Consider the following 22,975-nt stretch of genomic DNA (forward strand, 5'->3'; position numbering starts at 1 on the left):
ACTCTTCGTCCGGCGTGGGCGGGGGGTGTTCTACAGCCAGATTAAAGGATCTCGCCTTGTGGTATAGCCGCAGGTCCGGAACGTTACACAACTCCCAGGTGGTGTTCAGGACCGAGTGACGTTCTAATGTGTGTTCATGACCGTACCTGGCATCGACCACCCCCGATTGGTCGAGTGGATGGGCCGTAACGTGCCCGACGCCGGCGAGCCGCAGTCCGTCGCGCTGATCTCGGGCGGCAGGTCCAACCTGACCTACGTGGTCGAGGCCCGGGAGCGCCGTCTCGTGCTGCGCCGGCCGCCCCTCGGGCACGTGCTCCCCACCGCCCACGACATGCGACGCGAGTGGCGGGTCATCTCGGCGCTCGCGCCGACGCCGGTGCCCGTGCCCGAGCCGGTCGCGTTCTGCGCCGACGAGGACGTGATCGGGGCGCCGTTCTATCTCATGGGGTACGTCGAGGGCGTCGCCGTACGCGAGAGCGAGCAGCTCGGCGACCCGACGCCCGAGCAGACCCGCCGCCTGTCGGAGCGGTTGGCCGAGGTGCTGGCCGCCATCCACGCCGTCGACTACCGCGAGGTGGGCCTGGGCGACTTCGGCCGGCCCGAGGGCTACATGGCGCGCCAGCTCGACCGCTGGTGCCAGCAGTGGGAGCGGTCGAAGACGGCCGACCTGCCCGACTACTACCGGCTCGTGGAGCGCCTGCGCGAGCGGCTGCCCGCCGAGGCGGCCGGCACGCTGGTGCACGGTGACTACCGGCTGGACAACACGCTGCTGCGGCTCGGCGACCTGGAGATCACGGCCGTGGTCGACTGGGAGATGTCCACGCTCGGCGACCCGCTGGCCGACCTCGGGCTCACCCTGACCTACTGGCACGACCGCGGTGACGACGAGCGGGCCCGCATCCCGGTGGCCGGCGACGTGACCGTGGCGCCGGGCTTCCTGAGCGCCGCCGAGTTCGCCGCCCACTACACGAAGGTCTCCGGGCGCGAGATCTCCGACCTCGGCTTCTACGTGGCCTTCGGCAACTTCAAGCTGGCCGTCATCGTGGAGGGTATCCACGCCCGCTTCCGGCAGGGTAAGACCGTGGGAGAGGGATTCGACCGCATCGGATCCGCCGTGCCCACCCTGATCTCCCGCGCGCACCGCATGCTCGACCAGCACTGAACGCCTCGACCACGGGTTCCGACCCCCGCAAGGAGCGCCCATGAGCACAGTTGCACTGATCACCGGAGCGGCGAGCGGCATCGGGGCCGCCGTGGCCCGGCGTCTGTCGGGCGGGGGCGCCAGGTGCGTCCTCGTCGACCGTGACGGCGAGGGCGTCGAGCGGCTGGCCAAAGAGGTGGACGGCGCCTTCCTGGCGGCCGACGTCAGCACCGAGGAGGCCTCGCTGGAGGCCGTGGCGCTGGCCGAGAGCCGCTTCGGGCGGCTCGACCTGATGCATCTCAACGCCGGCGTCAGCGGCGGCGTCGACCTGGCCGACTTCGACCTCGAACGCTACCGCCAGGTCGTCGGCGTCAACGTCGACGGCGTGGTCTTCGGCGTGCGGGCCGGCCTGCCGCTGCTCACCCGCTCGGGCGGCGGCGCGGTCGTGGTCACCGCGTCGCTGGCCGGGCTCGTCGGCTTCTCGGGCGACCCGATCTACACCATGACCAAGCACGCCGTCGTGGGCCTGGTCAGGGCGCTGGCCGAGCCGCTGGCCGCCAAGAACGTCCGCATCGGCGCGGTGTGCCCCGGCTTCACCGACACGCCGCTGGTGGCCGGATCGCGGGAGATGTTCGTCAACGCCGGCTTCCCCCTGCTCACCGCCGAGGACGTGGCCGCCGCCGTCGAGACCGCCTTCTACTCCGAGACCCCGGGGACCCTCCTCATCGTCCAGCCGGGCCGCCAGCCGGTGCCGTACCGCTACGCCGGGGTGCCTGGACCGGCGGGCGGGCAGCGACCTCCACGTGCAGATTGACGGCAAGTGCCTTGCAAGCGGGACTATTACCGTAGAAGGGGCCGGGCTGCTGCCCGGCCCCTTCTACCTATGCGAATCTTGTAGGTTCGTGATCCTCCCTAACGTCTCGCGAGGATGAGGAGCGTTCAGTGATACCGACCGACGGCCGGCACGCGCGCCGACGATCGCCGTGGCCGATCGCACTTGGAGCCGGCATTCTCGCGGTCGTCCTGGTGGCGGGCATCATGGTCTACGCTGCCCTGCGCACCAAGGCCCGCGGCGAGTTCAGGGGCAGCGAGGTGGCCACCAACGTGCCCACCGAGCCGGCGCCCCAGCTGGAGCAGCCGCCCGCGCTGTCCAACTGGCCGCGCTGGGGCATCACCCACACGCAGTACAGCGCCGACAACGAGCCGCAAGGCGTCGTGGAGGAGGCCAGAGGCGTGCTGGGCCGGGTCCCGATGCTGCAGAACCAGCACATCATGGGCTGGGGCGTCGGCAACCCCGAGCCGAGCCCTGGGCAGTTCAACTTCCGTGACCTCGACCGGCGGCTGACGTTCATGTCGTCGTCCAGGGGCGTGCCGATCATCACGCTCTGCTGCGCGCCCGACTGGATGAAGGGCGGGCAGGCCGGGCGTACGGACTGGAACAAGAACCACACGGTCGCGCCCGAGCGGGAGCACTTCGACGACTTCGCCAAGCTCGCCACGCGGGTGGCCAAGCAGTACCCGACGGTCAAGCACTACATGGTGTGGAACGAGTTCAAAGGCTTCTGGGACCCGACCACCAACCGGTGGGACGCCGAGGCGTACACCGAGATGTACAACAAGGTCTACACGGCGCTGAAGAAGGTCAGCAAGGACATCAAGGTCGGGGGCCCCTACATCCCGATCGAGAGCAACGCCGCCCGCGGCGGGCCGTCGGAGCTGCGCGGGCCCTGGGGCTCGGTCGACCAGCGGGCGCTCGAAGCCGTCAAGTACTGGATCGAGCACAAGAAGGGCGCCGACTTCATCGTCGTCGACGGGGCGTCGATGACGAACGACAAGGGCAACGTGCCCGACGACTTCGGCGCCCAGGCCAAGTTCGGCGCCATCACCACCTGGCTGCGGCAGAAGAGCGACGACCTGCCGGTGTGGTGGGCCGAGTGGTACGTCGAGCCGGAGAACTCGCAGTGGAGCGAGGCGAAGCGCACGGCCGTGCAGGCGAGCGCGCTGATGGAGTTCGCCAAGAGCGGCGTCACCACGGCCCTGTACTGGAACCCCCAGCTGAAGGGGAAGGGCGAGTGCGCCGGCTGCCTCTGGGGGCCCAAGGTGGGCGGTGAGCTGCCGATGGCGGGGCTGCTCAGCGGCTTCACCAAGTGGTTCCCCTCCGGGGTGCGGGTGCAGGAGGTGGAGTCCTCCAATCCGAAGGTCAAGGCCATCGCGCAGGAGCGGCAGACCGTGATGGTGAACACCACGGGCGAGGACGTCACGGCGACCGTGGACGGGCGTCAGGTCACGCTGGCGCCGTACGAGATCAAGTGGTCGGGACGCGGCGGCGCCTGACCCGGCGTCCGGGATCGGCGCGGGCCTGACAGGGCCCGCCCGCATCACCGCTCAGTTCGGCCCGGCCCCGGGGTCGAGGAACCGGCGGACAGCCGTTGGCGCTGAGAAGGATCAAGACACGCTTAGGACTGAAAGATCCTCACTTGTAACGCATTAATCGCTATGAGTTGATCGCGACCGATATGGCGCTACCGTGCTCGCCCGGCACCTCGAGGACTTCCTCACTGACCTGGCCAATGCCGGGAAGTCGGCGCACACCCGGCGCGCCTACCGCGGCGACCTGATCGCGTTCGCCCCCACCACGGCGAAGAACTCGCCGAGCTGACCGCGACGCCGGTCCGCGCTTTTCTGGCCGAGCTCGCCGAGCTGTCGCCGGCCAGGCGATCCGCTGTCCTACGACACCGCCGCGCGGGACGCCCCCGGACGCCTCACTCCGCGACGATCATCCCCAGGTCGTAGGAGCTGTCCTTCAGCGCCAGCCAGGCCAGCTCCCACGCGTGCATCGGGCGCATGTTCCGCAGCACCGGGAGCAGGTCGTCCTTCGTCGCCAGCTCGCCCGTCACCTCCACGAGCGCGTTCCCCCGCACGGTGACCATCGTCGAGCCCAGGTCCACGTGATCGCCCCAGATTCCCGGGGCTACTTCCTCGCACGCGCCCCGCACCCCGGAGCCGCAAGCCTGCCCGGCCGTCAGCCCATAAGGTGCCTGGACGGTGACGGCCACCTCCAGACCATCGCGCCGGCGCTCGTAGTGGAGGAAGAGGATCCCTTCCTCCTCCTCGACGGAGTCGAGACGGTAGTCCGGCTGGTCGGTGGCGATGACGGGCACGTGTTCACGCGCCGTCGTCTGTGCGGCGACCAGCGCCGAGAGGGGTCTGTCTCCCAGGACGGCGGCGATGCCGAGGACGAGGACCGTCCCGATGGTGGCCACGCGCGTCACCGTGCCCAGCGGCAGCGCCGTGGCCCCGGCGAGCAGGTAGCCGGCCGCTCCTATCCCCATGAAGGCCAGAAGGCTGCTCCACCCGCCCATCTCCGCGATCTCGGCAGGCGGGACCGGAACCGCGATGAAGCCCATGACGACGAAGACCGGTCCCAGGATCGAGATCAGCCACCACAAGGGCAGCCGGCCCCAGAGAGTCAGCAGCATGCCCGCGGGAAAGGGCATGGCCAGCATCACCAGGAACACGAGGATGTCGTCATCCACCTGCGCCAGGGCGGCTTCCCCGATCCCGATCACGGCCCCCACCAGGGCCGCCCGGATTAAGGCGTTCATACCCGATCATGGTCCATGACCGGGCATGAACGTCAAGCTCTGGGCTTCAGCGTCCACGTCGAACACCGGACGGCATCGGCGACCACCACCCGCACAACCCGCCCTACTGGGGGGCCAGACCAAGTACGAGAAAAGGGGCAGCGTCTTGCCCATGATGAGCTGCCAAGAGCAGCCTCACCTCACCGCAATCAAGATCCTTTTCACCGCCAACGGCTGTCCGCCCGTTCCTCAACCCCGGGCTCGATCGGCGTCGTCCGGTCAGCGTCGTCCGGTCAGCTCGGCTCGGGCCGGTCGGCGTCGCTCGCCGGGCTCAGGCCGAAGTGGGGCAGGCAGGGCTCAAGGCCCTTGACGTCCACCGGCACCGGGCTGGTGAACTCGTCCCGTTCGAGCCGGAGCCGCTGCTCGACGGCCCGCCGCCCGCGGACCTCGTGCACCGACACCCCGTCGGGCCGGTAGCCCAGCTTGCGTGAGACGCCCAGCGAGGCCGGGTTGTCGACGAACGCGCCGCTGCCCGCCGTCAGCGCGCCCAGCCCTGCGAAGGCCAGGTGCAGGACGGCGGCGCGCATCTCCGTGCCGAACCCCTTGCCCTGGTAGGCCTGGCCCAGCCAGGAGCCCGTGCTCACGTGGCGGGTGACCGCGAACCCGCGCGCCGAGAGGTCCTGGACCCCGATCACCCGTCCCTCGTGCACGACGGCGAAGTTGCAGTACCAGTCGTCCGGCTGCCACCGGGACATGACGCCGAGGTGGTAACGGATCAGATTGGCCGGCAGCTCGTCGGCGGGCGCCTCCGTCCACGGGACGAAGAACGGCATCCGCTCAGGGTCGTGGATGCCCTCCAGGGCGCGATCGGCCAGCTCGTCGAGGTCATCGAGGGTGGGCAGCCGCAGCTCCAGGCGGGGTGTGGTCAGGCGCAGGCCGAAGAGGGGTAGGTGGCGCATGCCGCGCCATTGTTCCAGCTCACGCCGCCGCGGTCATGCCATTTTCGCCGGCGCCCCGTGCCGCCCGCGCCTGGCGCCGCCCGTCTCGCCGCCTCCCGTGCCGCTGCTTCCGCCCGTACGATCGGCGGGTCTGCGCCAGTACGTCAGGTAACGCAGCCACCACTCCACCGGCCCGTAGCGATGCCCCTTGAGCCACCACCGGCTGTAGCCGACCTGGAGGGCGAAGATCCCGAGCGCGATCAGCACCTCCACCGGCGGGCTGACCCGCTCGATCAGCGCCAGCCCGTACCCGGTGAAGATGAGCGAGCAGATCAGCGACTGCGCCAGGTAGTTGGACAGCGCCATCCGGCCCGGCGCCGCCAGCGCCCGCCCGAGCCGCGGCAGGTACGGCAGCAGCCGCAGGAACGTCGCCGCGTACGCCGCCGCCAGCAGCGGAGCAGTGACCAGGTCCACCGCCTCGCCCCAGAACTTGTGCGCCGCGCCGTTCCAGGCCGACAGCGTGTAGTAGAGCGCGCCGGCCAGCCCGACCGTGAACCCCGTCCACTGCAGCCGGCGCAGCGTCCCCGTGTAGGCCCGCACGTCGCGCAGCGCGCCCAGCTTGCCCACCGCCAGCCCGATCAGGCACGCGGCCAGCACCGCCGGTCCCTGGAAGAACACGCGGGCCACGATGATCAGCGACAGCTTCCTGAGGTGCTCGGAGACGATGTCCCAGAACGCCCCGCCCAGGGCCGAGTCGGACGCGGCGGCCTGCGCGGACCCGTCCGCGACCCGGCCCGACATGTCCATCCCGCTCGTGGCCAGCACCGCCAGCAGCGCGAAGCCGAGCGCCAGCAGCACCGTCAGCGCCACCGCGAGCAGCACCGCCGTCCTGGGTCTGACCGCGCGGAACAGGAGCAGGGCCAGCCCCACGGCCGCGTACGTGGTCAGGATGTCCCCGGGGAACAGCAGCACGGCGTGCGCCAGCCCGAGCAGCCCGAGCCCCGCCAGCCGGCGCAGGAACATCGGCGTGAACGGCAGGCCCCGGCGCGCGGCCGAGTCGACCTGCAGCGTGAAGCTGTAACCGAACAGTAAAGAGAACAGCAGATAGAACTTGTTCTCGAAGAGCAGCGTCACGACCCACCGCACGCCCCAGTCGAGGGACGAGTCGAACGCGGGCTCCGCCAGCCCGGCCATCCGGTAGCCGGAGGCCAGGAAGGCGATGTTCACGACGAGGATGCCGAACAGCGCGAAACCCCGTAAGGCGTCGACGGAGGCGATCCTCGCTGCCGCGAGTGGTGCGTCCGGCCTGGCGGGAGATGTCCCCTGTGTCCTCATCGAGGGACATCATCCCGCACAACCTGAGTGTTTCCTGTGAATTCAGTTATTTTGCGCGATGTAGATGAACCGCTCGACGATCACCGCGAGGGCGATCGCGAAAGCCGGCACCGCCAGGAACAGCAGGCGTTTGCGCGCCCTCGGCGCCCGGGTCGGGCCGTTCAGCCGGATGATCTCGTAGCTGAAGAGAGTGAGCCAGGTCACGGCGAGTGCGGCGATGCCGACCGGCGTCCACGGCGTCGTGGGGTCGCCTCGCCCCTTGTAGGGGTTCGGCTCGGGGATCTCGGTGCCCCTGACGAACTTCTTCCAGGTGTAGAGCGCCGCGTCCTCGTTCGAGAGCACCTTCTTCAGGTCCGGCGACTTGTCCAGCGCCGCACGGAAGCGCTCGCCCCAGTCCTCCGGGAAACCCTCGTTGAGCTGCAGATAGCTCACCTGGCCGCGGCTCACCATCAGGTAGGAGTTACGCGGCTGCGTCTTGAGCTTCTCCACGGCGTTGTCGATCCGCGACGGGTCCTTGAACACCAGCGCCTGTTCGGCGAAGTTGACCCGCTCCACGTCCCGCTCGCCCCACGGCAGCGTCGGCGTGACCTCCGGGCCCTCCTTCGGCACCAGGTAGAGCACCTTCGCGCTGGGCTTGTCGTGGTCGTAGACGTAGTGCAGCGCGGCCACCTCGCCGGTGGTGACCCGCTCGAACTTCTCGTTGCCGTACCGCGCCAGGAAGAACGCCATCGCGAACATGATCGCGAAGCAGGCGGCCAGCACCAGCGAGATCTTCTTGGTCAGCTCGGGGTTGAAGCGCACGTTCCGCTTGCGCAGCGGCACGGTCTCCTCGCGCACGTCCGCGCTGTCGGCCGGCAGGTTCGGGAAGAACGCGTACGCGGCCAGCAGGCACGCGCCCGGCAGCGCGAACATGTAGATGCGCAGCCCGATCTCGCCGCCGTAGCTCTGCAGGCCGAGCGCCAGCACCGGCACGCACAGCAGGATCAGCGCCGACCGGTCGAACACCCCGCGCCGCAGCCGCCGGAACAGCCCGGCCGCCGCGCAGGCCAGGATCGCCGCGAGGATGCCCAGCCGGGCCTGCAGCACCAGCGCGTGCGCGGGGTCGCTGCCCTCGATCCGGTCGCCGGTGTTGCTCTGCAGGTTGGCCAGGATGTTGCCCAGGCCGCCGAAGATCGTGTCGATCTGGCTGGCCCAGAAGCCCACCGTCATGTAGCTGATCCAGGCCAGCACGATCAGCCCGAGGAAGAACGGCAGCGCCCACGTCAGCGTGGTCCGCTTGAAGATCAGGAACGCCGTCACCACGCCGAGCATCATGAACGGCGTGATCTGGTGCGAGGCCACCGACGCCACGAACAGCGCGATCAGCATCATCAGCATGAGCAGCTTGTCGGCCCTGAACGTGCCGGTGTTGGCCAGCTCGCCCGGCGTCATCGCGTCCAGCTTGCCGAGCAACTTGCGCAGGCCCTTCGGCGGGACCGGCTTGGTCCGCGTCTCCACCCGGCCGAACCAGCGCAACAGGATCGCCACGAACGCCAGATAGAGGGCGAAGGTGAAGCCTTGTGGCGAGAAGTAGTCCTGACCGATCCACTGCACCAGCACGAACAGCAGCGCCGCGAACCACCTGGCCCGCGTGGTGGCCACCACCTGACGCAGGATCAGCACGAACGGGAGCAGGTAGAGCAGGTTGGACAGGAGCGGCGTCCACTGCAGGATCGTCGTCATGTCGCTGATGCCGGCGGCCTTCGTCACGAACGCGAACAACGCGAAGAAGCCCGGCCAGCCCATGCGGGCGTCGATGTTGATCGCCGTCTCGCCGGTCCTGCCGATGAACTCCACGAAACCGGCGTGGATGTAGGCCGTCGGGAAGCGCGGCTCCTCCGCCACCAGGGCGCCCGCGCCGTGCAGCGCGAACGTGATGGCGGCGATCTGGAACAGCAGCAGGAACTTACGGTCCGTGCTCTGGGAGACCGTGACGAAGAACGACACGAGCATGATCAGGATGGCGATGAACGCCGAGGTCGGCAGCGCCGAGATCAGGCCCAGTCCGTCGATGTCGGCCGGGTTGACCCCGCGCAGGGGGCCCGGGGGCACCTTGAGCGCGAGGATGTACATGACCAGGCCCTCAAGGGTCAGCAGCACGGGCAGCCACTTGGGCGCACTCGCGATCAGCGCCCCGGCCCTCGCCCGCAGCGTCCCGGGCTTCGCGGGGGCCTGCTGCGTCTTGCCCTGCGGCCGCCCCTGCGCTTCGCCCTGCGGCGGAGGTCCGGCCTGAACCGGCGCCCCCTGCGGACTCTGCGCGGGCGCACCCCCGCCGGGCGGCGGCGCGGTGGCCGGCCGCACCAGATCCTTGAGACTGTGCGCCGCCCCGGCTCCTGCACTGCCGGGTGCCGCACCACCGAGGGCTGCTCCGGTCGCGGGCCCACCGGACGGATGAACCCCCGCGACCGCACCTCCGGCACCAGGCCCGGCCTGAGCGGGCGCCGCCCCGGCAGCCCCCGCCTTGCCCGGGTCACCGGCGACTGGGGTGCCGGGAGCATTGGTGGACGGTGTGCCAGAAGCCGGAGTGCCGGTGGCGGACGTGCCGGTGGCGGACGTGCCGGTGGGCTGGACCTTCATCGGCTGGGTGCCGGCTACGGGGCTCGCCGTGCTCGGCCGTGCCTGTGCCGGAGTCGTGCCCTTGGCGGGCGTTCCGGGCTTGGTGCCGGTGCCACCGGGCGGGCGCGGGCTTTCCGGCTTCGGGCCGGTGGCGGGACGGGAACCGTCGGTCGGCTCAGCGTCGCCGGACGGCTGAGGGCCAGAGGGCTGGGGGCCGCTTGGCTGAGGGGTGCTGGACGGCTTTGAAGGCGAGCCTGGCTTCGTCGCAGTGGTCGCCTGAGCCCCAAGGGCCCCTTGCTTCCCACCGGCCGTCTGAGGCCCGCTGGGCGGCTGCGAGCGCAGCCCGGGCCGGGTGGGAACCGCCCCGTCGTCGTCGGCCCGCCCCGTGGGCGGTTGGCCGATGTGCAGCGGCGAAGGCAGCCGGATCGCCGTGGTCTGGTCGGCGCTCGCCTCGGAACCGTCGTCGGCGGGCCCGCCGGAAGGACCGCCGGAGCCCCCCGACGAGCTGGCCGAGTGCCCAGAAGAGCCGGCCGAGTTCCCCGAAGGGCCGGCCGAGTTCCCCGAAGGGCCGGCGGAGTCTCCCGGAGAACCGGTGGCGCTCCCCGAAGAGCCGGTGGCGGTCTTGGGCGCGTTGGCAGGGTTCGTGGGGGAGTCGGTGTCGCCGGAAGAACCGGCGGTGCTCCCGGAGGAGGCAGCGGTGCTCTTGGGGGAGTCGTCAGCCGCGCCGGAACCCTCGCCCGCGGGCGGAGGGTCGAACGTCAGCTTCGGGATGACTCCCGTAGCTTCCGGATCGAAGGGCACGTCTGACTCCTCCTTGTCCGCGCGCACGTCCTCACGTACGTCGTCCCCGCGCACGTCCGGAGAGCCGGTGCCCCCGGTTGCCATGCCATCGCCGTCCCGTTGCCTCACGTTGACCATCATGCGGCCCCGGACGACCCCTGGGTGACAGTCGGCCTACCGCTTTCGCCGTACTTGAGAATTTTGCGAAGATTTCCGAAGATCAAAAGTGCGACGAGTACCTCGCTGAGGAGCAATCCGTACCCCACCGCGTTCACCCCGAAGTACGGGAACAGCGCCAGGGTGGACACCAGCACCGCCACCGCCAGCCCGATCTGGACGGCGGCGAGCGTGCGCGCCTTGCTCTGCGCCCGCAGCGCGCTCAGATAGACCTCGATCAGCACCCGAGGCAGCACGGCCAGCGCCATCAGCCGCAGCAGCGTCGTGCCCTCCTCGGCGAACTCCGAGCCGAAGATGCGCAGGATCAGCGGCGCCCCGAGGATCGCCACCGTGATGATCGGCGTGACGATCATGAAGGCCCGCCGCAGCGCCCGCCGGCAGTTCTCGGCCAGTTTGGCGCGATCCAAAGAGCCCTCGACAGTCAGCGACACCGCCATGTTCATGGCCAGCAGCTCGATCATGCTGGCCAGCGTGTGCGCCATCGAGAAGCGCCCGAACGTGGCCTCGCCCACCTGCGTGGCGACGACGACGGGCACCAGGTAGACGATCGCCAGGATCGACAGGGTGCCGGGGAAGTCGCCCGCCAGGAACCGGCCGACCTCCCGCAGCCGGGGCGGCTCGTGGACGGGGGCGGCCTGCTTGAGATGCCGGGGCACCACGACGCCGAAGATCAGCCAGTTGACCGGGATCAGCGCGAGCGCGGTCGGGATCACCCACGAGACGAAGACGCCGCCCGACGGCAGAGCCCCCGCCAGGGCGACCAGCAGCCCCATCTTGACCAGGCCGAAGATCAGGTTGTTCATGGGCACGAACGTGGCCCGGCGCAGCCCGGTCAGCACCACGTCCTGCAGCGTGAACACGGCCCACACCACGACGGAGGCCAGGAAGAACAGCCCGGGCCCGAACCCGCCGAGCACCTGGTACGTCTGCCCCCACAGCGGCAGCGTCAGCAGGAAGCCGAGCGCGGCGACCCCGCCCGTGGCGGCGGCCAGGCCGTACCCGCGCAGGATGAGCTCGGGCGTGCGGCGGCCCGCCACCGGCAGAAAACGGGCCAGCGCGCCCACGAACCCCAGTGCGGTCAGTGACGCGAACAGCCGCATCGCCGTGATGACCGCCTGACCGCGGCCGAACTCCTCGGGCGTGTAGAAGTGGGCGGCCAGCAGCCAGTAGCCCATGCCCAGCACGCCCGTGACGACGGTGTTGGCCATGAGCGCGTAGCCCTGCCGGAACAGCGGGTTACGCAGGTCGGTGCGGACCTTCGCCCAGACGCTAGACATTTCCGCGCACCCGCTGCAGCCCGTACCTCGTCCTGCGCACGACCGCGTACCCCTTGGTGAGGATGCGCTCGCGCAGGTAAATGAGGGGTACGGCGTTGCCTTCCACGGCGCGCTTGAACATGTTGATGGTCGTGCCCTTGCCGACCGTCAACCGGGGGATGGCGAGCATGTCGTGCCGGTCGGCGGCGATCGTGTTGCTCACGGCGCAGGCGGCGAAGTAGCCGGCCTTGCGCACCTCGCGGCGGACGCGGGCGCTCGAATATCCGTAGGGGTAGGCCATGGTGGCGACCGGCGCGCCGATCTTCTCCTCCAGCAGGCCCTTGTTCTTGCGCAACTCCTGCCGCAGGTCCTCCATGCGGAGCTGGTCGAGCTGCGGGTGGCTGTGGCTGTGGCCGCCGATCTCGATGCCGGTCTGGGCGGCCTCGCGGGCCTGGCCCCAGGACAACATGTCGTCGAGGGCCCTGCCAGCGGCGTCCTTGCCCGCGTCGGACACCCAGCCGCTGGTCAGGAAGACCGTGGCGGGGAAGTTGTAGCGTTCGAGCAGGGGCAGCGCGTGGCTGTGGAAGTCGGCGTAGCCGTCGTCGAACGTCACCACGATCGGCTTGTCCGGCACCGAGCGGCCGTTGTTCTTGTTCAGCGAGGCCACCAGGTCGCCCAGCGTGAGCGGCGTGAAGCCGCTCTCGGACAGGTAGGCGAGCTGCTCGGCCAGGTCGCCCGGCCGCACCGCGTGCGGCCTGGTCTCGTCGTTGGGCGCGTCGGTGACCGAGTGGTACATCAGGATCGGTACGCGGATCATGATCGTGCCGCCTTCAGCCGTACGGAACCGACGACGTAACCCCAGGTCGTCCAGGCCAGCCCGATCACGATCGCGGCGGCCCGGCCGAGCCCGCCCACGTCGCCGCGCAGCGCCTCGCCGACCCCGCGCAGCGCGCCGAGCGGCAGCGTCTTCAGCGCGTGCGCCCGCTCGCTGGACAGCCCGTCCTGGGTGCCGACCTCGCGCGTCACCAGCGCCTTCGACAGCCCCTCCGCGTAGCACCTGGACCTGAAGTACGCGAACCGCTCGCGCGCCGTGGACACCTTGTGCCCGATCACGGCGCGCGGCTCGAACAGCATCACCGAGCCCGGTCTGCGCTGGCTCAGCCTGATGCAGAACTCGGTCTCCTCGCAGCCCAGCGGGCGCGACTTGCGGCCCTGCACGCTGCGCCCGATGCCGCTGTGGAACCCGCCCACCTCGGACACGGCGTCACGCAGGAAGGCGGCGTTGCCGCCCATGACGTTGCGGATCGGCGCCCTGACCGCGGGCATGCCGCGGTAGGTGCAGCCGACCGTCCAGTCGAACTCGTACGGGAACCACCGCGGCCGCCGGCCCGACGCCCACAAGGGGTCGGTCCGGCCGCCGACGCCCACCACGCCGGGTTCCTGGAAGCCCTCCTCCAAAGCCTCCAGCCACCCGGCGTCGGCGACCGCGTCGTCGTCGAGGAAGGCCACGATCTCACCGTTGGCCGTGGCCACACCGGTGTTCTTGCCTCCTGACAACCCCTGCTCGTGCGTGTTCTCCACCACGATGGCCTGCGGGTACTCAAGCTTGAGCTTGAGGTGCAGGTCCGGGTTGTGGTCGACCACCAGGATCAGCTCGTGTGCCGGGCGTGTCTGGTTCTCGACCGACTCGACTGCCTGCCTGATGTCCTCCCACCGCTCGTCGGTGTAGACGCAGATGACAACAGACGTGTTCACAACGGTCCTCTTTTTTATGCGACGCCTCGGTCAGCGGCGGGAGTGGCGGTGGGCTCAGGCTGAGGGGGAGCGGGCTGGCGACGCCACTCCTTCAGGATGGTCTTGAGCACGCGGAAGCCATCTCGTACGACGTGAAGGTTGCTCTCGCCGTGGATGCGGTTGCGCTCGTGACTCGGCACCTCGTGCACCTTCAACCCGGCCTTGGCCGCCCGCACGTTCATCAGCGTCTCCACCTCGAAGCCGTCGCAGTCGAGGTCGAGCGTGTCGAGGTGGCGGGCCCAGAAGGCGTTGTAGCCGTAGCACAGGTCGGTGTACTGGGTGCGGTACATCACGTTGACGATGCCGGTGAGCACCTTGTTGCCGAGCCGCCGGTTGATCGTCAGGTCGTCGCTGCCGCCTCCGGCGGCGTAGCGCGAGCCCTTGACGAAGTCGGCGCCGGTCACGAGTGCCCCGACGAAGTTGATGATCTCGCGGCCGTCGGTCGAGCCGTCGGCGTCGATCATCACGATGATGTCGCTGGTGCACGCGGCGAAGCCGGCGGACAGGGCGTCGCCCTTGCCCTTGCCGGTCTGCGTCACGACTTTCACGTTGGGCCGCAGCCGCTTGGCCACGGCCACCGTGTCGTCCACGGAGTTGCCGTCGACGAGCACGATCTCGTCCACCCACTGCGGGATGGTGGCGAACACGTGGGGCAGGTTCTCGGCCTCGTTCATGGCCGGGACGACCACGCTGACCGTCGGTGAGATGGCCAGGTGCGGCGTCACGGGGGTGAAGCTCGAAGGCGGCGGCATCGAGCGGAGGGGCGAGGAGTGAACCTTGCCGTTGTGCTTGGTGATCTCGGGACTCATGGCGAGGGAAATCCTTCCGGGGCCCTACGGTGCGAACCGGACGGTGTCATCCCCGGGTGCTGCGGGAATGGCGAAGCCGGCGAACGGTGCATCGGAGGGTCCTGTGCGTGTGAGGGTGTGCTGTGCCGGGGGTCTTTCTGGGGCGGAACGCGGGCGCTCCGTTTGCTGCTGGGTTACGTGTTGGGTGACTCCTGTTGCTGCATGGAACTGCGCACCCGACCGAAACCCTTGAGTACACGGTCGGCTGCCCTATAGAGAGACGGCCGATCCATGACAATTGTTCGGGCTTTGTTGAAAGGAGTTCGGCCCATCCAGTGAACCGTCGCCGCCGGGGACGGTCTTGAGATGCGGCCCTCGGCGACGTACAGGACGCCGCTCTTGAGCCAGTCCTTGTACTCCTTGCCGCCCTTGCCCATGTCGACCATGTGCAGACCGGCGTTCGCGGCGGCCTCGGCCATCTGGAGATGGTGGACGATGCCCGGCGAATAGCGGCCGAACTCGGTGTCGTAGGCGGGGAACCACCCTACAAGCGTGGTCGCCGTACGGAGGCCGAAATGCCCGGCCACCGGGACGTCCCCGGCATACAGCATGGTCAGGACGCCCGCGAAGTCCGATGAGTTCTCGGCATGCATCATGTCGGTCAGCTCGACGATCCACGGCTGGGCGAACCTGTCGACCCGTCCGGTCCTGCGGTACTGGTCGGACTTCCAGTTGAGCAGGGTCCGCAGCACCTCGGGATCGGCCGAGGACCACTCGAAGCGCAGCCCGCCCTGCTCCCTGCCGAACTTCCGCTCCTTGTAGCGGACGGTCTTGAGGTTCTTCGGCGAGTTGGTCTTGACCTGTTCGAGCCAGGCGTCGAAGCCGGCCGTGAAGTCCATCACCGGCGCGGGCCGCACATCGGTCTCGTAAGGGGCGAACGTCGGCTGCCCCGCGACCAGGTGGTCGAAGTCGAAGACGCTGAGCTTGCAGGCACGCAGCAGGGCCTTGGCGTCGAGCCGCAGGTCCTTTTCCGCGATCAACCCGTGGCACGTGGTCAGGAAGCCGCCGAGCGGCTTGCCGATGCCGAAGCTGTGCCGCTCGTACGGGAAGAATCCCTTGATGCCGCCGCCATCGGAGATGACCGCCACCCTCACGTAGTCGCGCAAGCGGTCCATCGCCACGGCGAACTCGACCGACAGGAACGGGTTGTCCAGACTCGGGTCGGCCTTCTGCAGCTCACGCCATCGGGCCCGCTCGGAGTCTCCGAGCTCTCCCGGCCGAACTACCTGGATGTTCACCTTGCCCTGGCCCCCTGTTCGGTCTGCATGTTCTTCCCCCGGTACAACACGCGAAGCACGTACATGAACCCTCCGAGCACGGCGACCGTCGCGACGCCGGCTCGGGGTGACCACGCGTTGAAGAGCAGCATGGCCTCGGCTAGGAGCACGTTCAGTACGAGGCTCGCGGCGGCTCCTACTGATAGTGCGGCAAGGGGATCACGATCACGCAACAGTCCCACCACTGCCGCCCCAGGAACCACCAGAAGGAACAGGGAGATCAGGAACGGGCGCAGCGGCGTCTCGATGTCGAACAGCGCGATGACCGCCCCCGCTATGCAGGCGAGCGCCACCAGCCAGGCCAGCGCTCTGCGATGCTGCTTGAGCATTCCTGTTTATCTCCCGCTCCTACTGGTCGAGCGCGTTTGATCGCAGTTCATGGGACCAATCCGCGCGTGGACACGTCAATGCCGACGCTTGGCGACGCACTCCGGTTTACCGCAGGCGGAGACTTCTTCGTGTGACGTTAAACACACGGTCAAGAGATCGTCTGCCCCGACGCCGTCCCCAAGCACACCAGGATGCCCTATGTGGCCTAGGATCTTCGACTCAGGGCCCGATATATGCCTATTTGTCGATCAATCCTGTGGATCTACTGTGAGTTTCCACCCGTTTTGCACATCAGTCGTGCAGCGGTTCGCTCGTCGAGGACGTCCGCAGCTCCTGGTCGGGTGAATCGGGGCCCGAGGTCGGCTCCCCGGTGACCGACGGCTCGTCACCGGGCGGGTCGGAGGCGCTCGGGGCGTCCTGCCCGCGCCAGGAGAGCGAGCAGGTGGCGGTGCCGCCGTTCGAGGTGAAGGCGACGCGGCCGCTGCCAGAGCCGCTCGGGTCGACGACCGTGACCATGAGCGTCACCGAGGCGCCCCGCCTGATCGACCCGCTGGCCGGGAACACGTCCAGCCCCTGCGAGGCCGTGGCCACCCAGGAGACGGCGGCGTTGCGGGCGCTCAGCCCGATCTTGGCCGCGCCGTCGATCCCGTCCGGGCACGAGGCGCCCAGCCTGGCGGCGGGCGCCGCCCTGCGCCGGGTGGGAGCGGGGCGAGCCGAGCGTCCCGTGGCCGGTCTGGTGCTCGGCCGGGTGGCGGCCGGCGGCGCGTCCGGCGTGCGGGTCCGGCTCGGCGTCGGCGTCGGTGTTGGGGTCGGCGTCGGATCCGGCTCCTCTTCCTCCTCGAACGACGGCGCCGGGCTCTCCTCGGCGGGGAGCGTGGGGGAGGGGAGCGGACGCAGCGTGGTCGTGTCGGAGGACTCACCGCCGTTGATCACCACCACGGCTCCCGTGGCGGCCAGCAGGCAGACGCCGGCCAGCACGAGCGGCCCCATGCGGCGCGGCCGGCGGCGGCGCGTGCGCCGGTCGGCCGACACGGGGAACCCGGTCCGGTCGAAGTTGTCGCCCAGGTCGGTGATCAGCACGCGCGTCTGGTCCAGCTCGGGCTTGACGCACGTGTCGATCACCCGGCGGCGCAGCGAGATCCTCGGGTAGGCCACCGGCACCATCTCCAGCAGCCGCGCGGCGGAGACCTGCCGGTGGCGCCGCTCGGTGCACACCTCGCACCCGCCGATGTGCCCCGACAGCCGCCGGCGCAGCAGCGGGGTGAGCGGGCCCTCCCAGGAGTCCACCATCGCCGACAGGTCGGGGCAGTGCGCCCGGCCGACCCTGGCCAGCACCACGGCCGCGGCGGCGATCTCCAGCTGGTCGCGGGCCCGGCCGAGCCTGGCCGCCGCCTGCCGGGAGGTCAGGCCGAGCACCGCGGCGACCTCCGACGGGGTCAGGTCGTGGCGCAGCGAGAGTTCGAGCACCTCGCGCTCGCCGCCGCTCAGCTCGCCCAGCGTCTCGTGGACCAGGTCGGCCAGCTCGGGGTCCTCGTGCTCGTCCGGTTCGGGCAGTGGCAGGCCGCCCGCCGGGGTGCCGCTGCGGCGGGCCAGCCTGGCGCGTACCTGGAACCTGGTCAGCGCGTACAGCCAGGGCCGCAGTCTGGCCGGGTCCTTGAGCCGGCCCACGCACTGCTGCGCGGTGACCAGCGCGTCGTGCACGGCGTCGGCGGCCAGGTCGTCGGCCCGGGAGAGGAAGAAGGCGTAGTCGTGCAGCCGCTCGGCGTAGGAGTCGTACAGCTTGGCGGGAGCATCGCTCTCACCCCGGCTCAGAGCTTCGACGAGCTGCTGATCGGCGGCACGATCGATGGTCGGCCATCCAGGCACGGATTCCCTCCCCGCGGGTAGCACAGGCGCTTCGGCCCCACGCGGAGAGGACGCGGCCGTCAACAGGCCGGTTCGCCCTTCATGCCCAATGGGCATGAAGGGGGCGGATCACCCGTCGCAGTTCGGCGTGCAGAGGCGGCGCTCCATGCCCTGGAGGAAGAAGTCGCGCACCTGGAGGATGTCCTCGGCGATGTACGCCTCGCCGCCCGTGGCCTTGGCCAGGGTCTCCATCTGCTTCTTGCCCTTCTTGGCGTCCGGCCCGAAAGCGATGAGCAGGATGGAGATCGGCCGCTTCGGGTTGTAGGTCTTGTTCAGGTACTGGATGATCTCGGCGTTCTTCACGCCGCCGTCGGGGTCGTCGTTGCCCGCGCCGTCGGTGAGGATCAGCAGCGTGTTGACCTTGTCCTGCTGGTACGTCTTCGTCAGCTGCCCGTAGGCGGCCTTGACCGTGTCGTTCAGCCCGGTGTCGCCCGTGGCCTTGGCCCGCATCTGGGCGAGCGTCCTGCCCATCACGTCCTTGCGCAGCACCCCGTTGATCGACTCGCTGAGCGGCCCGACAGGGACGTTCTCCTTCCAGTCCTTGCCCTTTCCGTCCAGGTGTGTGGAGAACGTCCACAGACCGATCTCGGATCCGGCGGGGAAGAGCCCGAGGCCCTCAGCGGCGATCTTGTTGATCGCCTGCATGCGCGTCATGCCCGTGCCGGGCACGGGCAGCGCCATCGTCCCGGAGACGTCGAGCAGGGTCAGCAGGCGGGTGCCGAGGTTCAGCCTGGACCAGGTCTGGACCATCCGCCCCACGGTCGCGCCGTCCGGCGGGTCCAGCGCCACCGGGGCCTCGGGGGTGAAGCCCTTGTCCTCCGACAGCGCGTCGCCGGCCTTGCCGTCCGCGCTGCGGAACCCGGCCGCGCGCAGGACCTTCTTGGCCGACTCCGAGGAGAGCTCCTGCTTGAAGTCCGTCGCGGCCTTCAGCACGCCCGTGTCCTTGGTCAGGATCGTGACGGGGTAGTCGAGGCTGAGCGTGCCCTCCTTGGGATAGAGGGCGACCACCGGGGCCTCGGGCTTCTTGACGTTGTGCGCGTGGATGGCCTGCTCGGTGGTGACGCCCACCGGCACCCTGCTGCCGGACTTGACCGTGAGGCTGGCCAGCAGCGCCGTCGAGTCGGGCGCGAGCTGGCCCGACAGCTCCTTGAGCGCGCCCACCAGCGCCTTGTCCTGGCCGGCCTCCTTGGCCGTGCCGGCCGCGGCCAGCAGCGCCGCCAGGCCGGCGGAGTTCTTCTGCGGGTCGAGCGCGAGCACCCGCACCTTCCTGCCGGGGCCGTCCACGTTGGCCACGTTCGCCGCCGAGACCATGGCGGTCCAGCTCGGCTGCAGCGCCCCCGACAGCTTCTGGGCCGACGCCTTCGCCGCCGCCAGCACCACGGGGGAGCTCGCGATCGAGCCCTCCACCTGCGGCAGCGTGTCCTTGCCCGAGATCGCGCGCATGCTCTCCATGAGCAGGCTGGAGTCGGCCACCCAGAAGTCGGCCTTGGCCTTGCCCGCCGCCAGCGCGTTCGCGGTCCTGGCCGCCGCCTCCTTGGCCACCGACACCTCGACGCACTTGCTGTCGATCGAGTGCATGGCCTTGTTGTAGGTGCCGGCGATCTTGTTCAGGGCGGGCTGGATGTCCGGGGTGGCCACCACGCGCAGCGGCAGCTTGCCGGCCGAGCAGTCGTGGTCCCGGTTGAAGATGACGAAGGCCGCGACACCGAGGAGCACGGCCATGGCGACCGCTCCGGCCAGCGGTACGAGCACTCTGCCGCGGCTGTTCTTGGACCGCCTGCGGGGAGGGGGTTCGCTGGCTCGGTAGCCGTCGTCGAGCTCGTCTGTGCGGTGTCGCCCCACGATGTCCTCTTAGGTTGCTTGAGACCTTCCGGAGACCCTAGCGGGAGTTGCTCCGCAATACTCCGGGAACGATACTCGGTGCGGTCTGTGTGGCAAAACAGCCCTTTTGGTGCGGCGATTACCGAGCGTGGCGGTCAATGGCAACAAGTGTGACCACCCCAGGCGCGCTTTCCCTCTCGTACGGCGACCACCGCCAGCACCACCGCCACCACCGGATCCACCCACCACAGGCCCATCGTGTTGAGCCACAGACCCGCGAGCACGCCCGCCGCCATGGCCGCGCAGATGAGGTTCTGCGTGCCCTCGCCCGCGGTGGCCGCGGAGGCCAGCCGCCGGCCGAGCCGCCGCTTGGCCAGACCCAGCGCCGGCATGCCGGCCAGGCTGAGCGACGTCACCACGATCCCCAGCGCGCTCGGCACCGCCCGGTGGCCCGCGTCCAGGTCGTGCGCGACGTGGAGGATCAGGTAGGGGGCCAGCAGCCAGAAGCTCAGCGCCACCAGCCGCCGCGCGGTGCTCTCGGCGCTGGACGACAACGTACGGGCGCCGGTGAACCGCCACACCACGATCAGGCTGGCCACCGCCTCGACCAGCGCGGTCAGGCCCCAGCCGATGAGCGCGACAGAATGCGCGGCCAGCCCCGCCGCCAGGCCGAGCGTGCTCTCCACGCCGAGCCAGACCAGCGTGGCCACCGAGAGCGAACGAGCGGTCCGCGCGGCCCGCAGCCACTCGGCTGACGCGGCCGGATGCTCATGAATTCGCTGATCAGGCACCATGAACCCCCGAACTCCCGGCTATCCGGCCGTCGACAGCGATCTGTACCGTACCCATCGCACTCCGTGACCTCGCACGGCGGTGGCAAAGGAAGGTCAAGCTTCGGCCGCATAATGAGCCTTTGATCGCCGAATGATCACCGAATGCTTAGGTGAGTGGAGATCCGGGGGGATTTCGTGCCGTTCACGCCCAGCCACATCGCCGCCGTCGTACCGCTGATCGCGTCGTCCCGGCTGCGCCGGATCGTCGATCCCTGGGCGCTGGCGATGGGCGCGATGGTCCCCGACCTGCCGATCTTCCTGCCGTTCCTGCCCGACTACACCGACTGGCACTCCTGGCTCGGCGTGGTCACCATCGACCCGCTCGCGGTCCTGATCCTGCTCCCCTTCTTCCACCTCGTCCTGCGCGACCCCCTGATCTCCCTCCTCCCGCCCGCGCTGGCGGGCCGCGCCGCCCTGCTGACCAGCGAGCGCCCGCGCCCGCTCCCCATGGTCGCGGGAGCCGTGGCCGGAGCCGCCACCCACGTGCTGTGGGACAGCTTCACCCACTCCACCGGCCCGGCGGAGTGGGGCGCGTGGCTCTCCGTCTCCGTCTTCGGCGTGATCAGGCTCTTCCGCCTCCTGCAGTACACCTCGTCGGCGATCGGCCTGACCCTGGTGGTGTGGTGGGCCTGGCGCGGGCTGTCCAGGATGCCCGCGGCGCCCGTGCCCGACCGGCTGCGCGTCTCCGCCCGCACCCGCCTGACCGTCCTCGCCGGCTCCGCCGCCGGCATCGTGGCCGGCGCCCTCCTCTGGCCCCTGGTGGACGCACCCAACCCGAAGTTCGGCCTGGCCAGTGTGATCACCAAGACGGGCGCGGGCACCGTGATCGGCCTCTGCCTGGTGCTCGTCTGCTACGCGCTCGTCTGGCAGGTCAGGCGGCGCATGGCAGTATCGGAAGGTGCTTGAGTACGTCACCGCCGCCGACGACCCGCGCCTCACCGACTACACCCGGCTGAGGGACGTGGAGCTGCGCAAGAGCCTGGAAGCCGAGCGCGGCCTGTTCCTCGCCGAGGGCGAGAAGGTGATCAGGCGGGCCATCGGCGCCGGCTACCCGATCCGCTCCGTCCTGACCACCCGCCGCTGGCTGGCGTCCCTGGAGGACGTGCTCGGCGACGCGACGGTCTACGTGGCGGACGACGCGACCATGTCCGCCATCGCGGGCTTCCCGGTCCACCGCGGCGCCCTGGCCTCGATGGAACGCCTGCCGCTGCCCGCCGTCGAGACCCTGCTGGAGGGCGGTGTGCGCCGCCTGCTCGTCCTGGAGGACCTGGTCGACCACGCCAACGTGGGGGCGATCTTCAGGTGCGCCGCCGCGCTCGGGGTCGGCGGCATCGTCCTGTCGCCGCGCTGCGCCGACCCGCTCTACCGCAGGGCGGTGAAGGTCGCGATGGGCGCGGTCTTCTCGATCCCGTACGCGCGCATGGACGACTGGTTCGAAGGGCTGTCCACGCTGCGCAAGGCCGGTTTCCAGACCCTCGCCCTGACCCCGGACCAGACGGCCACCCCGCTCGACACGGTCTCGTTGTCCGAACGGGTGGCGCTGCTGCTGGGCTCCGAGGGCGACGGCCTGTCCTCCCACTGGCTGCAGGAGGCCGACGAGGCGGTGTGCATCCCGATGAGCGCGGAGGCGATGGCGGCGGGGGTCGACTCGCTGAACGTCGTCGCGGCGGCGGCCATCGCCTGCCATGGGCTCATGCGGTCCACCTGACCGCCGCCTGAGGCCGCCGCGCTCGTCAGTCGCCGGATCCGCCCGGGGACCCGCCCGCGGGCTCGTTCGCGGACTTGTCGGGGACCACGGTGAGGCTGACGAGGTGGCGGGTGCGGCCGTCGCCTGGGCCGGTGCTCGTGCGGCGGGTCACCACCTCCTCGATCTCCGCGGCCAGCTCGGCGCACTCCTCCTCGGTCAGCCAGACCGCGGCCTGACGGCACAGCAGCCCCTCGCGGGCGGGGTCGGCGTCGTCGCGGGCGAGATAGCGGTCGACGTCGGCCATCAGAGCGCCGCTGTACAGGGCGAAGGCGCGCTGGTAGTCGTCCTTCGTCATGCTCGAACGCTCCTCCGCGTCCAGGAGCGACCTGTCCCCGCGGACCCGGTAACCGCGTTCGACCACGCCGCGGACGCGCCTCTCGCTCACCACCTCCAGGAAACCGGCCTCGGCGAGGGCGGCGACGTGCCGGTACATGGTGGCGGGCGGGACGTCGGGCAGCCGCTCGCGCAGCTGGGCCGTGGTCAGCTCGTCGGCGCCGAGCATGGTCTGCATGATGCGCAGTCGTACGGGATGGAGCAGATGATGTGCGGTTGCCATGTCCCCATGTTCTCATGTTTGATAGCATTATCGAAATCGATAACAATCGGATCGGAAG

Annotated in this window: 21 protein-coding genes; 7 read left to right on the forward strand and 14 right to left on the reverse strand. The window is 69.9% G+C overall.

Annotated elements, in window-relative coordinates; translation table 11 throughout:
• Window positions 1–136: 136 nt before the first annotated feature.
• The 4 genes from AB0C28_RS38560 (at window position 137) to AB0C28_RS38575 (ending at window position 3,800) form a co-directional block, all read left to right on the forward strand.
• Entirely contained in the window at window positions 137–1,162 is a 1,026-nt protein-coding gene (locus AB0C28_RS38560; RefSeq protein WP_357848075.1) for a phosphotransferase family protein, read from the forward strand.
• Between the two features lie 40 nt (window positions 1,163–1,202).
• A complete protein-coding gene (locus AB0C28_RS38565; protein ID WP_358080377.1) occupies window positions 1,203–1,955 on the forward strand; it encodes an SDR family NAD(P)-dependent oxidoreductase in 753 nt (250 codons plus the stop codon).
• A gap of 128 nt (window positions 1,956–2,083) precedes the next feature.
• Window positions 2,084–3,475 (forward strand): xylan 1,4-beta-xylosidase, encoded by a 1,392-nt coding sequence (locus AB0C28_RS38570; RefSeq protein ID WP_357848071.1) that lies wholly within the window; start codon window positions 2,084–2,086, stop codon window positions 3,473–3,475.
• 193 nt (window positions 3,476–3,668) lie between these two features.
• The gene (locus AB0C28_RS38575; RefSeq protein WP_357848069.1) at window positions 3,669–3,800 is read left to right on the forward strand and encodes a hypothetical protein; all 132 of its coding nucleotides are present in this window, start codon (window positions 3,669–3,671) and stop codon (window positions 3,798–3,800) included.
• A gap of 103 nt (window positions 3,801–3,903) precedes the next feature.
• Here AB0C28_RS38575 and AB0C28_RS38580 read toward each other — a convergent pair whose 3' ends face one another.
• The 4 genes from AB0C28_RS38580 to AB0C28_RS38595 form a co-directional block, all read right to left on the reverse strand.
• The gene (locus AB0C28_RS38580) at window positions 3,904–4,746 is read right to left on the reverse strand and encodes a hypothetical protein (RefSeq protein WP_358080378.1); all 843 of its coding nucleotides are present in this window, start codon (window positions 4,744–4,746) and stop codon (window positions 3,904–3,906) included.
• A gap of 272 nt (window positions 4,747–5,018) precedes the next feature.
• Window positions 5,019–5,684, reverse strand: coding sequence for a GNAT family protein (locus tag AB0C28_RS38585; protein ID WP_358080379.1), 666 nt, complete (start codon window positions 5,682–5,684; stop codon window positions 5,019–5,021).
• Window positions 5,685–5,717: 33 nt separating this feature from the next.
• Complete coding sequence (locus AB0C28_RS38590) at window positions 5,718–6,998, reverse strand: DUF418 domain-containing protein (RefSeq protein WP_358080380.1); 1,281 nt, start codon at window positions 6,996–6,998, stop codon at window positions 5,718–5,720.
• A 42-nt stretch (window positions 6,999–7,040) separates the two neighbouring features.
• Complete coding sequence (locus tag AB0C28_RS38595) at window positions 7,041–9,338, reverse strand: hypothetical protein (RefSeq protein ID WP_357848061.1); 2,298 nt, start codon at window positions 9,336–9,338, stop codon at window positions 7,041–7,043.
• 199 nt (window positions 9,339–9,537) lie between these two features.
• On the opposite strand from AB0C28_RS38595, the gene AB0C28_RS38600 reads away from it, so the two are divergent.
• The gene (locus AB0C28_RS38600; RefSeq protein ID WP_358080381.1) at window positions 9,538–9,789 is read left to right on the forward strand and encodes a hypothetical protein; all 252 of its coding nucleotides are present in this window, start codon (window positions 9,538–9,540) and stop codon (window positions 9,787–9,789) included.
• Between the two features lie 721 nt (window positions 9,790–10,510).
• Here the strand turns inward: AB0C28_RS38600 and AB0C28_RS38605 are convergent.
• From AB0C28_RS38605 to AB0C28_RS38645, 9 genes are all read right to left on the reverse strand, one after another.
• The gene (locus AB0C28_RS38605) at window positions 10,511–11,827 is read right to left on the reverse strand and encodes a hypothetical protein (RefSeq protein WP_358080382.1); all 1,317 of its coding nucleotides are present in this window, start codon (window positions 11,825–11,827) and stop codon (window positions 10,511–10,513) included.
• A complete protein-coding gene (locus AB0C28_RS38610; protein WP_357848055.1) occupies window positions 11,820–12,623 on the reverse strand; it encodes a polysaccharide deacetylase family protein in 804 nt (267 codons plus the stop codon). The genes AB0C28_RS38605 and AB0C28_RS38610 overlap by 8 nt, the downstream gene beginning before the upstream one ends.
• Complete coding sequence (locus tag AB0C28_RS38615; RefSeq protein WP_357848053.1) at window positions 12,620–13,561, reverse strand: glycosyltransferase; 942 nt, start codon at window positions 13,559–13,561, stop codon at window positions 12,620–12,622. The genes AB0C28_RS38610 and AB0C28_RS38615 overlap by 4 nt, the downstream gene beginning before the upstream one ends.
• Before the next feature lie 14 nt (window positions 13,562–13,575).
• Window positions 13,576–14,409, reverse strand: a complete 834-nt coding sequence (locus tag AB0C28_RS38620) for a glycosyltransferase family 2 protein (RefSeq protein ID WP_357848051.1) — start codon at window positions 14,407–14,409, stop codon at window positions 13,576–13,578.
• Window positions 14,410–14,582: 173 nt separating this feature from the next.
• Entirely contained in the window at window positions 14,583–15,686 is a 1,104-nt protein-coding gene (locus AB0C28_RS38625) for a GNAT family N-acetyltransferase (RefSeq protein ID WP_357848049.1), read from the reverse strand.
• Complete coding sequence (locus AB0C28_RS38630) at window positions 15,683–16,054, reverse strand: hypothetical protein (RefSeq protein WP_106249078.1); 372 nt, start codon at window positions 16,052–16,054, stop codon at window positions 15,683–15,685. Before AB0C28_RS38630 ends, AB0C28_RS38625 begins: the two co-directional genes overlap by 4 nt.
• 292 nt (window positions 16,055–16,346) lie before the next feature.
• Entirely contained in the window at window positions 16,347–17,921 is a 1,575-nt protein-coding gene (locus AB0C28_RS38635) for a sigma-70 family RNA polymerase sigma factor (RefSeq protein ID WP_358080383.1), read from the reverse strand.
• Between the two features lie 108 nt (window positions 17,922–18,029).
• Entirely contained in the window at window positions 18,030–19,802 is a 1,773-nt protein-coding gene (locus AB0C28_RS38640; RefSeq protein ID WP_357848044.1) for a substrate-binding domain-containing protein, read from the reverse strand.
• 134 nt (window positions 19,803–19,936) lie between these two features.
• Entirely contained in the window at window positions 19,937–20,575 is a 639-nt protein-coding gene (locus AB0C28_RS38645) for a hypothetical protein (protein ID WP_357848043.1), read from the reverse strand.
• Window positions 20,576–20,728: 153 nt separating this feature from the next.
• Here AB0C28_RS38645 and AB0C28_RS38650 point away from each other — a divergent pair, with 153 nt between their 5' ends.
• Window positions 20,729–21,520: a DUF4184 family protein gene (locus tag AB0C28_RS38650; RefSeq protein WP_358080384.1), complete on the forward strand. Its 792-nt coding sequence runs from the start codon at window positions 20,729–20,731 to the stop codon at window positions 21,518–21,520.
• Window positions 21,513–22,322 (forward strand): RNA methyltransferase, encoded by an 810-nt coding sequence (locus tag AB0C28_RS38655; protein ID WP_358080385.1) that lies wholly within the window; start codon window positions 21,513–21,515, stop codon window positions 22,320–22,322. Before AB0C28_RS38650 ends, AB0C28_RS38655 begins: the two co-directional genes overlap by 8 nt.
• A gap of 25 nt (window positions 22,323–22,347) precedes the next feature.
• Here AB0C28_RS38655 and AB0C28_RS38660 read toward each other — a convergent pair whose 3' ends face one another.
• Entirely contained in the window at window positions 22,348–22,917 is a 570-nt protein-coding gene (locus AB0C28_RS38660; RefSeq protein WP_357848037.1) for a helix-turn-helix domain-containing protein, read from the reverse strand.
• Window positions 22,918–22,975 lie beyond the last annotated feature (58 nt).

Source organism: Nonomuraea sp. NPDC048892, assembly GCF_040649735.1.
Lineage (GTDB): Bacteria > Actinomycetota > Actinomycetes > Streptosporangiales > Streptosporangiaceae > Nonomuraea > Nonomuraea maheshkhaliensis.